Genomic DNA, 12,747 nt, shown 5'->3' with positions numbered 1-12,747 from the left:
AGAAAAAGATGGCAAACAAAAAAATCCGTATCCGTTTGAAAGCTTACGAACACCGTACGCTTGACACAGCGGCTGCAAAAATCGTAGAATCAGCTACTCGTACAGGTGCACAAGTTGCGGGTCCAATCCCACTTCCAACTGAGCGTAGCCTCTACACAATCATTCGTGCGACTCACAAATACAAAGACTCTCGCGAACAATTTGAAATGCGTACACACAAACGTTTGATCGATATCGTTAACCCAACTCAAAAAACAGTTGACGCTTTGATGAAATTGGATCTTCCAAGTGGTGTAAACGTAGAAATCAAACTTTAATTTAAAGCTTGATAACTTGAGCATAAAAAACGCTCGTTAAAAACTTTTTGAATAAAAAATATAGAAAAGGAACTATTTTCTCATGACAAAAGGAATCTTAGGGAAAAAAGTGGGAATGACTCAAATCTTCACTGAAGCTGGCGAATTGATCCCTGTAACAGTTATTGAAGCAACTCCAAACGTTGTTCTTCAAGTTAAAACTGTTGAAACAGACGGATACAACGCTATCCAAGTCGGTTTCGATGACAAACGCGAAGTATTGAGCAACAAACCTGCTAAAGGACATGTAGCAAAAGCTAACACGGCTCCTAAGCGCTTCATTCGTGAATTCAAAAACGTTGAAGGCTTGGAAGTTGGTGCTGAAATCACAGTTGAAACTTTCGCAGCTGGAGATGTTGTTGACGTAACTGGTACTTCTAAAGGTAAAGGTTTCCAAGGTGTTATCAAACGCCACGGACAATCACGTGGACCTATGGCTCACGGTTCTCGTTACCACCGTCGTCCAGGTTCTATGGGACCTGTTGCACCTAACCGCGTATTCAAAGGTAAAAACCTTGCAGGACGTATGGGTGGCGACCGTGTAACAATTCAAAACCTTGAAGTTGTACAAGTTGTTCCAGAAAAGAACGTTATCCTTATCAAAGGTAACGTACCAGGTGCTAAGAAATCTCTTATCACTATCAAATCAGCAGTTAAAGCTGGTAAATAATAAGGAAAGGGGAATACAGTCAAAATGGCAAATGTAACATTATTCGACCAAACTGGTAAACAAGCGGGCGAAGTTGTTCTTAACGATGCAATCTTTGGTATCGAACCAAACCAATCTGTTGTGTTTGATGTCATCATCAGCCAACGTGCTAGCCTTCGTCAAGGAACTCACGCTGTTAAAAACCGTTCAGCCGTTTCAGGTGGCGGACGCAAACCATGGCGTCAAAAAGGAACTGGACGTGCTCGTCAAGGTTCTATCCGCTCTCCACAATGGCGTGGTGGTGGAATTGTCTTCGGACCAACTCCACGTAGCTATGCGTACAAACTTCCTCAAAAAGTTCGTCGCCTTGCACTTAAATCTGTTTACTCAGAAAAAGTTGCTGAAAACAAATTTGTAGCCGTTGATTCTCTTGAATTTACAGCTCCAAAAACTGCTGAATTTGCAAAAGTTCTTGCAGCTTTGAGCATCGATTCTAAAGTCCTTGTTATTCTTGAAGAAGGAAACGAATTCGCAGCTCTTTCAGCTCGTAACCTTCCAAACGTGAAAGTTGCGACTGCTACAACTGCAAGTGTTCTTGACATCGCAAATAGTGACAAACTTCTTGTTACTCAAGCAGCTATCTCTAAAATCGAGGAGGTTCTTGCATAATGAATTTGTATGATGTTATCAAAAAACCTGTTATCACTGAAAGCTCAATGGCTCAACTTGAAGCAGGAAAATATGTATTTGAAGTTGACACTCGCGCTCACAAACTTTTGATCAAGCAAGCTGTTGAAGCTGCTTTCGAAGGTGTTAAAGTTGCAAATGTTAACACAATCAACGTAAAACCTAAAGCTAAACGTGTTGGACGTTACACTGGTTTTACTAACAAAACTAAAAAAGCTATCATCACTCTTACAGCTGATTCAAAAGCAATCGAGTTGTTTGCTGCTGAAGCTGAATAATCTAAGGAGGAAATATCGTGGGAATTCGTGTTTATAAACCAACAACAAACGGTCGCCGTAATATGACTTCTTTGGATTTCGCTGAAATCACAACAAGCACACCAGAAAAAACTTTGCTTGTTGCTTTGAAGAATAAGGCTGGTCGTAACAACAACGGTCGTATCACAGTTCGTCACCAAGGTGGTGGGCACAAACGTTTCTACCGTTTGGTTGACTTTAAACGTAACAAAGATAACGTTGAAGCAGTTGTTAAAACTATCGAGTACGATCCAAACCGTTCTGCAAACATCGCTCTTGTACACTACACTGACGGTGTGAAAGCATACATCATCGCTCCAAAAGGTCTTGAAGTTGGACAACGTATCGTTTCAGGTCCTGAAGCAGATATCAAAGTAGGTAACGCTCTTCCACTTGCTAACATCCCAGTTGGTACTTTGGTCCACAACATTGAGTTGAAACCAGGTCGTGGTGGTGAATTGGTTCGTGCTGCTGGAGCTTCTGCTCAAGTATTGGGACAAGAAGGTAAATACGTTCTTGTTCGTCTTCAATCAGGCGAAGTTCGTATGATTCTTGGAACTTGTCGTGCTACAGTTGGTGTTGTCGGAAACGAACAACATGGACTTGTAAACCTTGGTAAAGCAGGACGTAGCCGTTGGAAAGGTATCCGCCCAACAGTTCGTGGTTCTGTAATGAACCCTAACGACCACCCACACGGTGGTGGTGAAGGTAAAGCACCAGTTGGTCGTAAAGCACCATCTACTCCATGGGGCAAACCTGCTCTTGGTCTTAAAACTCGTAACAAGAAAGCGAAATCTGACAAACTTATCGTTCGTCGTCGCAACGAGAAATAATTTAAAACTAGTCGCTTAAGCAACTAGGAAATTCCGCCAGCTCGGTAGCGCTCCTTGTGAGCGCAAGCCGCTGTGGTACAAAATTTAAAGGAGAAAATATAAAAATGGGACGCAGTCTTAAAAAAGGACCTTTCGTCGATGAGCATTTGATGAAAAAAGTTGAAGCTCAAGCTAACGACGAAAAGAAAAAAGTTATCAAAACTTGGTCACGTCGTTCAACGATCTTCCCAAGTTTCATTGGTTACACAATCGCAGTTTATGATGGACGTAAACACGTACCTGTTTACATCCAAGAAGACATGGTAGGTCACAAACTTGGTGAATTTGCACCAACTCGTACTTACAAAGGTCACGCCGCAGACGACAAGAAGACACGTAGAAAATAAGGAGAACATAAATGGCAGAAATTACTTCAGCTAAAGCAATGGCTCGCACAGTACGTGTTTCACCTCGTAAATCACGTCTTGTTCTTGATAACATCCGTGGTAAAAGCGTAGCCGATGCAATCGCAATTTTGACATTCACTCCAAACAAAGCTGCTGAAATCATCTTGAAAGTTTTGAACTCAGCTGTAGCTAACGCTGAAAACAACTTTGGTTTGGATAAAGCTAACTTGGTAGTATCTGAAGCATTCGCAAACGAAGGACCAACTATGAAACGTTTCCGTCCACGTGCGAAAGGTTCAGCTTCACCAATCAACAAACGTACAGCTCACATCACTGTAGCTGTTGCAGAAAAATAAGGAGGTAAAATCGTGGGTCAAAAAGTACATCCAATTGGTATGCGTGTCGGCATCATCCGTGATTGGGATGCCAAATGGTATGCTGAAAAAGAATACGCGGATTACCTTCATGAAGATCTTGCAATCCGTAAATTCGTTCAAAAAGAACTTGCTGACGCAGCAGTTTCAACTATTGAAATTGAACGCGCAGTAAACAAAGTTAACGTTTCACTTCACACTGCTAAACCAGGTATGGTTATCGGTAAAGGTGGCGCTAACGTTGATGCACTCCGTGCTAAACTTAACAAATTGACTGGAAAACAAGTACACATCAACATCATCGAAATCAAACAACCTGATTTGGATGCTCACCTTGTAGGTGAAGGAATTGCTCGTCAATTGGAGCAACGTGTTGCTTTCCGTCGTGCACAAAAACAAGCAATCCAACGTGCTATGCGTGCTGGAGCTAAAGGAATCAAAACTCAAGTATCAGGTCGTTTGAACGGTGCAGATATCGCCCGTGCTGAAGGATACTCTGAAGGAACTGTTCCACTTCACACACTTCGTGCAGATATTGATTATGCTTGGGAAGAAGCAGACACTACATACGGTAAACTTGGTGTTAAAGTATGGATCTACCGTGGTGAAGTTCTTCCAGCTCGTAAAAACACTAAAGGAGGTAAATAACCAATGTTAGTACCTAAACGTGTTAAACACCGTCGTGAATTCCGTGGTAAAATGCGCGGTGAAGCTAAAGGTGGAAAAGAAGTAGCATTCGGTGAATACGGTCTTCAAGCTACAACTAGCCACTGGATCACTAACCGCCAAATCGAAGCTGCTCGTATCGCCATGACTCGTTACATGAAACGTGGTGGTAAAGTTTGGATTAAAATCTTCCCACACAAATCATACACAGCTAAAGCTATCGGGGTTCGTATGGGATCTGGTAAAGGGGCACCTGAAGGTTGGGTAGCACCAGTTAAACGTGGTAAAGTAATGTTTGAAGTTGCTGGTGTATCTGAAGAGATCGCTCGCGAAGCGCTTCGTCTTGCTAGCCACAAATTGCCAGTTAAATGTAAATTCGTAAAACGTGAAGCAGAATAAGGAGAAGGCATGAAACTTAATGAAGTAAAAGAATTTGTTAAAGAACTTCGTGGTCTTTCTCAAGAAGAACTCGCGAAGCGCGAAAACGAATTGAAAAAAGAATTGTTTGAACTTCGTTTCCAAGCTGCTACTGGTCAATTAGAACAAACAGCTCGCTTGAAAGAAGTTAAAAAACAAATCGCTCGTATCAAAACAGTTCAATCTGAAGCGAAATAATAGACTAGGGAAGGAGAAATTTCAATGGAACGCAATAATCGTAAAGTTCTTGTTGGACGTGTTGTATCTGACAAAATGGACAAGACAATCACAGTTGTAGTTGAAACAAAACGTAACCACCCAGTCTATGGTAAACGTATTAACTACTCTAAAAAATACAAAGCACATGATGAAAACAATGTTGCCAAAGAAGGCGATATCGTTCGTATCATGGAAACTCGTCCGCTTTCAGCTACAAAACGTTTCCGTCTTGTAGAAGTCGTTGAAGAAGCGGTTATCATCTAATCAAACCTGAAAGGAGAAAACTGAAATGATTCAAACAGAAACTCGTTTGAAAGTCGCAGACAACAGCGGTGCACGCGAAATCTTGACTATCAAAGTTCTTGGTGGTTCTAAACGTAAATTTGCGAACATCGGTGATGTTATTGTGGCATCTGTAAAACAAGCTACTCCTGGTGGTGCGGTTAAAAAAGGTGACGTTGTTAAAGCAGTTATCGTTCGTACTAAATCAGGTGCTCGTCGTGCTGATGGTTCATACATCAAATTTGACGAAAACGCAGCAGTTATTATCCGTGAAGATAAAACTCCTCGCGGAACACGTATCTTTGGCCCAGTTGCACGTGAATTGCGTGAAGGTGGCTTCATGAAGATCGTGTCACTTGCTCCAGAAGTACTTTAATTTTCACAGAGCAAAAACAAACAAACACAGTCCCCTGGCTTAGCCAGGGTGCCCATTGGGCGTAAGAATAAAAGGAGAAAAAAATGTTTGTAAAAAAAGGCGACAAAGTTCGCGTAATCGCTGGTAAAGATAAGGGAACAGAAGCTGTTGTCCTTACTGCCCTTCCAAAAGTAAACAAAGTTATCGTTGAAGGTGTTAACATCGTTAAGAAACACCAACGTCCAACTAACGAACTTCCTCAAGGTGGTATCATCGAGAAGGAAGCAGCTATCCACGTATCAAACGTTCAAGTTTTGGACAAAAACGGTGTAGCTGGTCGTGTTGGTTACAAATTTGTAGACGGTAAAAAAGTTCGCTACAACAAAAAATCAGGCGAAGTGCTTGATTAATCACGAAGGAAAGGAGAAGTATAATGGCAAATCGTTTAAAAGAAAAATATCTTAATGAAGTAGTTCCTGCTTTGACAGAACAATTCAACTACTCATCAGTGATGGCTGTGCCTAAAGTAGATAAGATCGTTTTGAACATGGGTGTTGGTGAAGCTGTATCAAACGCTAAAAGCCTTGAAAAAGCTGCTGAAGAATTGGCGCTTATCTCAGGTCAAAAACCACTTATCACTAAAGCTAAAAAATCAATCGCCGGCTTCCGTCTTCGTGAAGGTGTTGCGATCGGTGCAAAAGTTACCCTTCGTGGTGAACGTATGTACGAATTCTTGGATAAATTGGTTTCAGTTTCACTTCCACGTGTGCGTGACTTCCACGGTGTTCCAACAAAATCATTTGATGGACGCGGAAACTACACACTTGGTGTGAAAGAACAATTGATCTTCCCAGAAATCAACTTTGATGACGTTGACAAAACTCGTGGTCTTGACATCGTTATCGTAACTACTGCTAACACTGACGAAGAGTCACGTGCATTGCTTACAGGCCTTGGAATGCCTTTTGCAAAATAATATAGGAGGTATAACTAATGGCTAAAAAATCTATGATTGCTAAGAACAAACGCCCAGCGAAGTTCTCTACTCAAGCATACACTCGCTGTGAACGTTGTGGACGTCCACACTCAGTTTACCGCAAGTTTAAACTTTGCCGTGTTTGCTTCCGTGAATTGGCATATAAAGGTCAAATCCCTGGTGTAACAAAAGCATCTTGGTAATATCATGATACAAAGAGCGTAACAACCATAGCAAAAATAGGAGATTTGGTGCAGGAGTGATGCTCCAAGACAAATCTATCTTTTTTGCCCAGGTTGTAGCTCGTGTTCAAATGAGAGTTATCTTGTTTGAATGTGTCAATACTATCTGAGCCCAGCTCAATCATTAACTAGCAAGTGCAACTTGCAAACTACTAGTAAGAGGAGAAAAATAAAATGGTTATGACTGACCCAATCGCAGACTTCCTAACTCGTATTCGTAACGCTAACCAAGCAAAACACGAAGTACTTGAAGTACCTGCATCAAACATCAAAAAAGGGATTGCAGAAATCCTTAAACGCGAAGGTTTTGTTAAGAACGTAGAAATCATCGAAGATGACAAACAAGGCATCATCCGTGTATTCCTTAAATACGGACCAAACGGTGAAAAAGTTATCACAAACTTGAAACGTGTTTCTAAACCAGGACTTCGTGTCTACAAAAAACGTGAAGACCTTCCAAAAGTACTTAACGGTCTTGGAATTGCTATCCTTTCAACTTCTGAAGGTTTGCTTACTGATAAAGAAGCACGCCAAAAGAACGTTGGTGGAGAAGTTATCGCTTACGTTTGGTAATATTTAGCTCCCAATTTCTTTGTGACTCTTCGTTATCGTCTCTAGCCTAACCTAAAGTTATGCCTGAGAGACGATGCCTAGATTCACTTTGAAATTGAAACCTAAATGTTCCTTTAAATCGAGTAATCGATTTAACCCCGTGAAAACTGGCCGTTCTGGCCTGACAATTTAACAGGAGAATAAAAACATGTCACGTATTGGTAATAAAGTTATCGTGTTGCCTGCTGGTGTTGAAATCACTAACAATGACAACGTTGTAACTGTAAAAGGACCTAAAGGAGAACTTACTCGTGAGTTCTCAAAAGATATTGAAATTCGTGTGGAAGGTACTGAAGTAACTCTTCACCGTCCAAACGATTCAAAAGAAATGAAAACTATCCACGGAACTACTCGTGCTCTTTTGAACAACATGGTTATTGGTGTATCAGAAGGATTCAAGAAACAACTTGAAATGCGTGGGGTTGGTTACCGTGCACAACTTCAAGGATCAAAACTTGTTTTGGCTGTTGGTAAATCACATCCAGACGAAGTTGAAGCTCCAGAAGGAATTACTTTTGAACTTCCAAACCCAACAACAATCGTTGTTAGCGGAATTTCAAAAGAAGTAGTTGGTCAAACAGCTGCTTACGTACGTAGCCTTCGTTCACCAGAACCTTACAAAGGTAAAGGTATCCGTTACGTTGGCGAATATGTTCGTCTTAAAGAAGGTAAAACAGGTAAATAATATTGAGTGGTTGATTTTCAGCCACCAATATCATTTCCAACTTTGTGCATAGCACACGATTTAAAACTAAAGAGGTGAAAACTGTGATTTCTAAACCAGATAAAAACAAACTCCGCCAAAAACGCCACCGTCGCGTTCGCGGAAAACTCTCTGGAACTGCTGATCGCCCACGTTTGAACGTATTCCGTTCTAATACAGGCATCTACGCTCAAGTTATTGATGACGTAGCGGGTGTAACGCTCGCAAGTGCTTCAACTCTTGACAAAGAAGTTTCAAAAGGAACAAAAACTGAACAAGCCGTTGCTGTCGGTAAACTCGTTGCAGAACGTGCAAACGCTAAAGGTATTTCAGAAGTGGTGTTCGACCGCGGTGGATATCTATATCACGGACGTGTGAAAGCTTTGGCTGATGCAGCTCGTGAAAACGGATTGAAATTCTAATAGGAGGACACTAGAAAATGGCATTTAAAGACAATGCAGTTGAATTAGAAGAACGCGTAGTTGCTGTTAACCGTGTTACTAAAGTTGTTAAAGGTGGACGTCGTCTTCGTTTTGCAGCTCTTGTAGTCGTTGGTGACCACAACGGTCGCGTAGGATTTGGTACTGGTAAAGCTCAAGAAGTTCCAGAAGCAATCCGCAAAGCAGTAGAAGATGCTAAGAAAAACTTGATAGAAGTTCCTATGGTTGGAACAACAATCCCACACGAAGTTATTTCAGAATTCGGTGGAGCTAAAGTATTGTTGAAACCTGCTGTAGAAGGTTCTGGGGTTGCCGCTGGTGGTGCTGTTCGTGCCGTTATCGAGTTGGCAGGTGTAGCTGATGTTACATCTAAATCTCTTGGCTCAAATACTCCAATCAACATTGTTCGTGCAACTGTTGAAGGTTTGAAACAATTGAAACGCGCTGAAGAAGTTGCTGCCCTTCGTGGTATTTCAGTTTCTGATTTGGCATAAGAAAGGGGATAAAATGGCTCAAATTAAAATTACTTTGACTAAGTCTCCAATCGGACGCATTCCATCACAACGTAAAACTGTTGTAGCACTTGGACTTGGCAAATTGAACAGCTCTGTTATTAAAGAAGATAACCCAGCAGTACGTGGTATGATCACTGCAGTATCTCACTTGGTAACAGTTGAAGAAGTAAACTAATTAAATTTTAGGGGATGTGCAGTATACCATCCCCTAAAACTAGATATAGTCATCTTTGATGACAAACGTATAGGCGAGTTGATAGGAGAGACAACCTTTTCTCTCTTATCGGCGCTAGCATTTTACAAAAGAGGAGAAAATATATAATGAAACTTCATGAATTGAAACCTGCAGAAGGTTCTCGTAAAACTCGTAACCGTGTTGGTCGTGGTACTTCATCAGGTAACGGTAAAACATCTGGTCGTGGTCAAAAAGGTCAAAAAGCTCGTAGCGGTGGCGGAGTACGTCTTGGTTTTGAAGGTGGACAAACTCCATTGTTCCGTCGTCTTCCAAAACGTGGATTCACTAACATCAACGCTAAAGAATACGCAATTGTTAACCTTGACCAATTGAACGTCTTTGAAGATGGTGCAGAAGTAACTCCAGTTGTTCTTATCGAATCAGGAATTGTTAAAGCTGAAAAATCAGGTATCAAAATTCTTGGTAACGGTGAGTTGAATAAGAAATTGTCTGTAAAAGCAGCTAAATTCTCTAAATCAGCTGAAGAAGCTATCACTGCTAAAGGTGGTTCAGTAGAAGTCATCTAAGAGAGGTGACCTATGTTTTTTAAATTATTGAGAGAAGCCTTCAAAGTCAAGCAAGTTCGATCAAAAATTCTTTTTACAATTTTTATCGTCTTTGTCTTCCGTATCGGGACTAGCATTACGGTTCCATGGGTGAATGCCAATAGCTTGAATGCTTTGAGTGGTCTATCTTTTCTAAATATGTTAAGTTTGGTGTCTGGTAATGCCATGAAAAACTTTTCAGTTTTTGCACTTGGTGTTAGTCCATACATTACTGCTTCTATCGTTGTCCAACTCTTACAAATGGATTTATTACCGAAGTTTGTAGAGTGGGGCAAACAAGGGGAAGTTGGTCGTAGAAAGTTGAACCAGGCAACGCGATATATTGCCCTTGTTCTTGCATTCGTGCAATCTATCGGAATTACTGCTGGTTTTAATGCTTTATCTGGAGCCAAACTTTTGACTGTTCCTTTAACACCACAAGTTTTCCTTGTGATTGGAGCAATCCTAACAGCGGGTAGTATGATTGTAACTTGGTTGGGAGAGCAAATTACTGATAAGGGTTATGGAAATGGTGTTTCCATGATTATCTTTGCGGGGATTGTTGCTTCAATTCCTGATATGATCAAGGGAATTTATGTTGACTACTTTGTCAATGTACCAAGCAGTCGCTTGACTTCATCCCTCATTTTTGTTGCTATCTTAATTGTAGCAGTTTTATTGATTGTTTACTTTACAACTTATGTTCAACAAGCTGAATATAAGATACCAATTCAGTATACTAAGGTAGCACAAGGAGCACCGTCAAGTTCCTATCTTCCATTGAAGATTAACCCTGCAGGAGTTATTCCAGTTATCTTTGCTAGCTCGATTACTGCAGCACCAGCGGCAATTTTACAATTTGTAAGTGCATCTGGTCTTGATTGGGCCTGGGTACGTAGTGCTCAGGAGTTGCTATCTACAACAGCCCCTACAGGTATCGCTTTGTACGCTCTGTTGATTATCCTCTTCACATTCTTCTATACATTTGTACAGATTAATCCAGAGAAGGCAGCAGAAAATTTGCAAAAGAGCGGTGCTTATATCCACGGTGTCCGTCCTGGTAAAGGGACAGAAGAGTATATGTCAAAACTTCTTCGTCGTCTCGCAACAGTCGGTTCCCTCTTCCTAGGTGTTATTTCTATCTTACCTATTGTAGCTAAGGATTTATTCGGTCTTTCAGAAGTCGTTGCTTTTGGGGGAACAAGTCTTTTGATCATTATCTCAACAGGTATTGAAGGAATTAAACAATTGGAAGGTTATTTATTGAAACGTAAGTATGTTGGTTTCATGAATACAACAGAATAATTGTAATAGAAAAGAAAATTCACTATTGCTCAGAGAGTGGAGTTTAAAAATCAAAGACCTTGTCAGATTTTTATCTCCTCTCTTCTATTTTGTTTTTAAATAGGAGTTGAAATGAATTTTTGCTTCTATTTAAAAACAAAAAAGGAGTTTGAATCATGAATCTTTTGATTATGGGCTTACCTGGTGCAGGTAAGGGTACACAGGCAGCAAAAATTGTTGAACAATTTCATGTTGCTCATATCTCAACAGGTGATATGTTCCGTGCAGCAATGGCTAACCAAACTGAAATGGGTGTCTTAGCTAAGTCTTATATCGACAAAGGCGAGTTGGTTCCAGATGAAGTTACAAACGGAATCGTAAAAGAGCGTCTTTCACAAGATGACATTAAAGGAACTGGTTTCTTGTTGGACGGGTACCCACGTACAATTGAACAAGCTCATGCCTTGGATAAAACATTGGCTGAATTAGGGATTGAGCTTGAAGGTGTTATTAACATCGAAGTAAATCCAGATTGCCTTTTGGAGCGTTTGAGTGGTCGTATCATTCACCGTGAAACTGGCGAAACTTTCCACAAAGTTTTCAATCCACCAGTTGACTATAAAGAAGAAGACTATTACCAACGTGAAGATGACAAACCTGAAACAGTAAAACGTCGTTTGGATGTTAATATTGCCCAAGGTGAACCAATTATTGCCCACTATCGTGCAAAAGGTTTGGTACATGATATCGAAGGTAACCAAGATATCAATGATGTCTTTGCAGATATCGAAAAAGTATTGACAAAATTGAAATAAAAGCGTTTTTCATGCTTGCAAAATGTCTCTACAAATGTTATACTGAGTTAGTCTGACTTATAATTGTTGTCTCTGTGTCTAGAGGCATCAAATCGAAATTTATGGAGGTACTTTTGCGTGGCAAAAGACGATGTGATTGAAGTTGAAGGTAAAGTAGTTGATACTATGCCGAATGCAATGTTTACGGTTGAACTTGAAAATGGACATCAGATTTTAGCAACAGTTTCTGGTAAAATTCGTAAAAACTATATTCGTATTTTAGCGGGAGATCGTGTTACTGTCGAAATGAGTCCATATGACTTGACACGTGGACGTATCACTTACCGCTTTAAATAATCGAAAAACTTGGAGGGATAAGAAATGAAAGTAAGACCATCGGTCAAACCAATTTGCGAATACTGTAAAGTAATTCGTCGTAATGGTCGTGTTATGGTAATTTGCCCAGCAAATCCAAAACACAAACAACGTCAAGGATAAGATAGAAAGGAGAAAACATGGCTCGTATTGCTGGAGTTGACATTCCAAATGACAAACGCGTAGTAATTTCATTGACTTATGTGTACGGTATCGGACTTCCAACATCTAAGAAAATCTTGGCAGCTGCTGGAATTTCAGAAGATGTACGTGTTCGCGATCTTACACCAGATCAAGAAGATGCTATCCGTCGTGAAGTGGATGCAATTAAAGTTGAAGGTGACCTTCGTCGTGAAGTTAACTTGAACATCAAACGTTTGATGGAAATCGGTTCATACCGTGGTATCCGTCACCGTCGTGGACTTCCTGTCCGTGGACAAAACACTAAAAACAACGCTCGCACTCGTAAAGGTAAAGCTGTTGCGATTGCTGGTAAGAAAAAATAA

26 protein-coding genes are annotated in these 12,747 nt (G+C 40.6%); all 26 read left to right on the top strand.

Translation table 11 applies throughout. From position 1 onward, the window contains the following. Positions 1–8: 8 nt before the first annotated feature. The 26 genes from rpsJ (at position 9) to rpsM (ending at position 12,747) form a co-directional block, all read left to right on the top strand. A complete protein-coding gene (gene rpsJ, locus AC3E7H_RS04975) occupies positions 9–317 on the top strand; it encodes a 30S ribosomal protein S10 (protein ID WP_001284513.1) in 309 nt (102 codons plus the stop codon). Positions 318–399: 82 nt separating this feature from the next. Continuing rightward, entirely contained in the window at positions 400–1,026 is a 627-nt protein-coding gene (rplC, locus tag AC3E7H_RS04970; protein ID WP_000160197.1) for a 50S ribosomal protein L3, read from the top strand. 24 nt (positions 1,027–1,050) lie between these two features. Beyond that, complete coding sequence (rplD, locus tag AC3E7H_RS04965; RefSeq protein ID WP_000024549.1) at positions 1,051–1,674, top strand: 50S ribosomal protein L4; 624 nt, start codon at positions 1,051–1,053, stop codon at positions 1,672–1,674. Then, positions 1,674–1,970: a 50S ribosomal protein L23 gene (locus AC3E7H_RS04960; RefSeq protein WP_001055347.1), complete on the top strand. Its 297-nt coding sequence runs from the start codon at positions 1,674–1,676 to the stop codon at positions 1,968–1,970. Before rplD ends, AC3E7H_RS04960 begins: the two co-directional genes overlap by 1 nt. A 17-nt stretch (positions 1,971–1,987) precedes the next feature. Beyond that, a complete protein-coding gene (rplB, locus tag AC3E7H_RS04955) occupies positions 1,988–2,821 on the top strand; it encodes a 50S ribosomal protein L2 (RefSeq protein WP_000512914.1) in 834 nt (277 codons plus the stop codon). Between the two features lie 104 nt (positions 2,822–2,925). Next, complete coding sequence (gene rpsS / locus AC3E7H_RS04950; RefSeq protein WP_000533766.1) at positions 2,926–3,207, top strand: 30S ribosomal protein S19; 282 nt, start codon at positions 2,926–2,928, stop codon at positions 3,205–3,207. Positions 3,208–3,218: 11 nt separating this feature from the next. Beyond that, the gene (gene rplV / locus AC3E7H_RS04945) at positions 3,219–3,563 is read left to right on the top strand and encodes a 50S ribosomal protein L22 (RefSeq protein ID WP_000818137.1); all 345 of its coding nucleotides are present in this window, start codon (positions 3,219–3,221) and stop codon (positions 3,561–3,563) included. A gap of 12 nt (positions 3,564–3,575) precedes the next feature. Then, positions 3,576–4,229, top strand: coding sequence for a 30S ribosomal protein S3 (gene rpsC / locus AC3E7H_RS04940; protein WP_000529936.1), 654 nt, complete (start codon positions 3,576–3,578; stop codon positions 4,227–4,229). A gap of 3 nt (positions 4,230–4,232) precedes the next feature. After that, positions 4,233–4,646: a 50S ribosomal protein L16 gene (gene rplP / locus AC3E7H_RS04935; protein ID WP_000960948.1), complete on the top strand. Its 414-nt coding sequence runs from the start codon at positions 4,233–4,235 to the stop codon at positions 4,644–4,646. A gap of 9 nt (positions 4,647–4,655) precedes the next feature. Continuing rightward, positions 4,656–4,862 (top strand): 50S ribosomal protein L29, encoded by a 207-nt coding sequence (gene rpmC / locus AC3E7H_RS04930; RefSeq protein ID WP_000772918.1) that lies wholly within the window; start codon positions 4,656–4,658, stop codon positions 4,860–4,862. Positions 4,863–4,886: 24 nt separating this feature from the next. Continuing rightward, positions 4,887–5,147, top strand: coding sequence for a 30S ribosomal protein S17 (gene rpsQ / locus AC3E7H_RS04925; protein ID WP_000440801.1), 261 nt, complete (start codon positions 4,887–4,889; stop codon positions 5,145–5,147). Between the two features lie 25 nt (positions 5,148–5,172). Further along, positions 5,173–5,541 carry a 50S ribosomal protein L14 gene (gene rplN / locus AC3E7H_RS04920; protein ID WP_000616548.1) on the top strand — a complete coding sequence of 123 codons (369 nt, stop codon included), beginning with the start codon at positions 5,173–5,175 and terminating at the stop codon, positions 5,539–5,541. A gap of 83 nt (positions 5,542–5,624) precedes the next feature. After that, a complete protein-coding gene (gene rplX, locus AC3E7H_RS04915) occupies positions 5,625–5,930 on the top strand; it encodes a 50S ribosomal protein L24 (RefSeq protein ID WP_000497691.1) in 306 nt (101 codons plus the stop codon). A gap of 23 nt (positions 5,931–5,953) precedes the next feature. Next, positions 5,954–6,496 carry a 50S ribosomal protein L5 gene (rplE, locus tag AC3E7H_RS04910; RefSeq protein WP_000013542.1) on the top strand — a complete coding sequence of 181 codons (543 nt, stop codon included), beginning with the start codon at positions 5,954–5,956 and terminating at the stop codon, positions 6,494–6,496. A gap of 17 nt (positions 6,497–6,513) precedes the next feature. Further along, the gene (locus AC3E7H_RS04905; protein ID WP_001085699.1) at positions 6,514–6,699 is read left to right on the top strand and encodes a type Z 30S ribosomal protein S14; all 186 of its coding nucleotides are present in this window, start codon (positions 6,514–6,516) and stop codon (positions 6,697–6,699) included. Between the two features lie 213 nt (positions 6,700–6,912). Then, the gene (rpsH, locus tag AC3E7H_RS04900) at positions 6,913–7,311 is read left to right on the top strand and encodes a 30S ribosomal protein S8 (RefSeq protein WP_000245504.1); all 399 of its coding nucleotides are present in this window, start codon (positions 6,913–6,915) and stop codon (positions 7,309–7,311) included. Positions 7,312–7,498: 187 nt separating this feature from the next. Beyond that, a complete protein-coding gene (rplF, locus tag AC3E7H_RS04895) occupies positions 7,499–8,035 on the top strand; it encodes a 50S ribosomal protein L6 (RefSeq protein WP_000086625.1) in 537 nt (178 codons plus the stop codon). A gap of 83 nt (positions 8,036–8,118) precedes the next feature. Beyond that, positions 8,119–8,475 carry a 50S ribosomal protein L18 gene (gene rplR, locus AC3E7H_RS04890; protein WP_000624044.1) on the top strand — a complete coding sequence of 119 codons (357 nt, stop codon included), beginning with the start codon at positions 8,119–8,121 and terminating at the stop codon, positions 8,473–8,475. Between the two features lie 17 nt (positions 8,476–8,492). Further along, positions 8,493–8,987: a 30S ribosomal protein S5 gene (rpsE, locus tag AC3E7H_RS04885; protein ID WP_000874203.1), complete on the top strand. Its 495-nt coding sequence runs from the start codon at positions 8,493–8,495 to the stop codon at positions 8,985–8,987. Positions 8,988–9,000: 13 nt separating this feature from the next. Continuing rightward, a complete protein-coding gene (gene rpmD, locus AC3E7H_RS04880) occupies positions 9,001–9,183 on the top strand; it encodes a 50S ribosomal protein L30 (RefSeq protein WP_000057243.1) in 183 nt (60 codons plus the stop codon). 146 nt (positions 9,184–9,329) lie between these two features. Continuing rightward, the gene (rplO, locus tag AC3E7H_RS04875; protein ID WP_490676204.1) at positions 9,330–9,770 is read left to right on the top strand and encodes a 50S ribosomal protein L15; all 441 of its coding nucleotides are present in this window, start codon (positions 9,330–9,332) and stop codon (positions 9,768–9,770) included. 12 nt (positions 9,771–9,782) lie between these two features. Continuing rightward, the gene (gene secY / locus AC3E7H_RS04870; protein ID WP_000465391.1) at positions 9,783–11,093 is read left to right on the top strand and encodes a preprotein translocase subunit SecY; all 1,311 of its coding nucleotides are present in this window, start codon (positions 9,783–9,785) and stop codon (positions 11,091–11,093) included. Positions 11,094–11,248: 155 nt separating this feature from the next. After that, positions 11,249–11,887: an adenylate kinase gene (locus AC3E7H_RS04865; protein ID WP_490676203.1), complete on the top strand. Its 639-nt coding sequence runs from the start codon at positions 11,249–11,251 to the stop codon at positions 11,885–11,887. A 117-nt stretch (positions 11,888–12,004) separates the two neighbouring features. Further along, complete coding sequence (gene infA, locus AC3E7H_RS04860) at positions 12,005–12,223, top strand: translation initiation factor IF-1 (protein ID WP_001029883.1); 219 nt, start codon at positions 12,005–12,007, stop codon at positions 12,221–12,223. A gap of 24 nt (positions 12,224–12,247) precedes the next feature. Continuing rightward, on the top strand, positions 12,248–12,364 hold the full coding sequence (gene rpmJ / locus AC3E7H_RS04855; RefSeq protein WP_001808836.1) for a 50S ribosomal protein L36: 117 nt from the start codon (positions 12,248–12,250) through the stop codon (positions 12,362–12,364). Between the two features lie 17 nt (positions 12,365–12,381). After that, positions 12,382–12,747: a 30S ribosomal protein S13 gene (rpsM, locus tag AC3E7H_RS04850; RefSeq protein WP_000090783.1), complete on the top strand. Its 366-nt coding sequence runs from the start codon at positions 12,382–12,384 to the stop codon at positions 12,745–12,747.

Source organism: Streptococcus sp. SCPM-O-B-15304 (M98) (genome assembly GCF_058200215.1).
The sequence above is the reverse complement of the archived record's forward strand: the minus strand, read 5'-3'. Positions and strand labels throughout refer to the sequence as shown.

Coding starts and splice junctions, on each gene's coding strand:
- rpsJ (WP_001284513.1), top strand. CDS start 9: ATGGCAAACAAAAAAATCCGTATCCGTTTGAAAGCTTACGAACACCGT.
- rplC (WP_000160197.1), top strand. CDS start 400: ATGACAAAAGGAATCTTAGGGAAAAAAGTGGGAATGACTCAAATCTTC.
- rplD (WP_000024549.1), top strand. CDS start 1,051: ATGGCAAATGTAACATTATTCGACCAAACTGGTAAACAAGCGGGCGAA.
- AC3E7H_RS04960 (WP_001055347.1), top strand. CDS start 1,674: ATGAATTTGTATGATGTTATCAAAAAACCTGTTATCACTGAAAGCTCA.
- rpsS (WP_000533766.1), top strand. CDS start 2,926: ATGGGACGCAGTCTTAAAAAAGGACCTTTCGTCGATGAGCATTTGATG.
- rplV (WP_000818137.1), top strand. CDS start 3,219: ATGGCAGAAATTACTTCAGCTAAAGCAATGGCTCGCACAGTACGTGTT.
- rplP (WP_000960948.1), top strand. CDS start 4,233: ATGTTAGTACCTAAACGTGTTAAACACCGTCGTGAATTCCGTGGTAAA.
- rpmC (WP_000772918.1), top strand. CDS start 4,656: ATGAAACTTAATGAAGTAAAAGAATTTGTTAAAGAACTTCGTGGTCTT.
- rpsQ (WP_000440801.1), top strand. CDS start 4,887: ATGGAACGCAATAATCGTAAAGTTCTTGTTGGACGTGTTGTATCTGAC.
- rplN (WP_000616548.1), top strand. CDS start 5,173: ATGATTCAAACAGAAACTCGTTTGAAAGTCGCAGACAACAGCGGTGCA.
- rplX (WP_000497691.1), top strand. CDS start 5,625: ATGTTTGTAAAAAAAGGCGACAAAGTTCGCGTAATCGCTGGTAAAGAT.
- rplE (WP_000013542.1), top strand. CDS start 5,954: ATGGCAAATCGTTTAAAAGAAAAATATCTTAATGAAGTAGTTCCTGCT.
- AC3E7H_RS04905 (WP_001085699.1), top strand. CDS start 6,514: ATGGCTAAAAAATCTATGATTGCTAAGAACAAACGCCCAGCGAAGTTC.
- rpsH (WP_000245504.1), top strand. CDS start 6,913: ATGGTTATGACTGACCCAATCGCAGACTTCCTAACTCGTATTCGTAAC.
- rplF (WP_000086625.1), top strand. CDS start 7,499: ATGTCACGTATTGGTAATAAAGTTATCGTGTTGCCTGCTGGTGTTGAA.
- rpsE (WP_000874203.1), top strand. CDS start 8,493: ATGGCATTTAAAGACAATGCAGTTGAATTAGAAGAACGCGTAGTTGCT.
- rpmD (WP_000057243.1), top strand. CDS start 9,001: ATGGCTCAAATTAAAATTACTTTGACTAAGTCTCCAATCGGACGCATT.
- rplO (WP_490676204.1), top strand. CDS start 9,330: ATGAAACTTCATGAATTGAAACCTGCAGAAGGTTCTCGTAAAACTCGT.
- secY (WP_000465391.1), top strand. CDS start 9,783: ATGTTTTTTAAATTATTGAGAGAAGCCTTCAAAGTCAAGCAAGTTCGA.
- AC3E7H_RS04865 (WP_490676203.1), top strand. CDS start 11,249: ATGAATCTTTTGATTATGGGCTTACCTGGTGCAGGTAAGGGTACACAG.
- rpmJ (WP_001808836.1), top strand. CDS start 12,248: ATGAAAGTAAGACCATCGGTCAAACCAATTTGCGAATACTGTAAAGTA.
- rpsM (WP_000090783.1), top strand. CDS start 12,382: ATGGCTCGTATTGCTGGAGTTGACATTCCAAATGACAAACGCGTAGTA.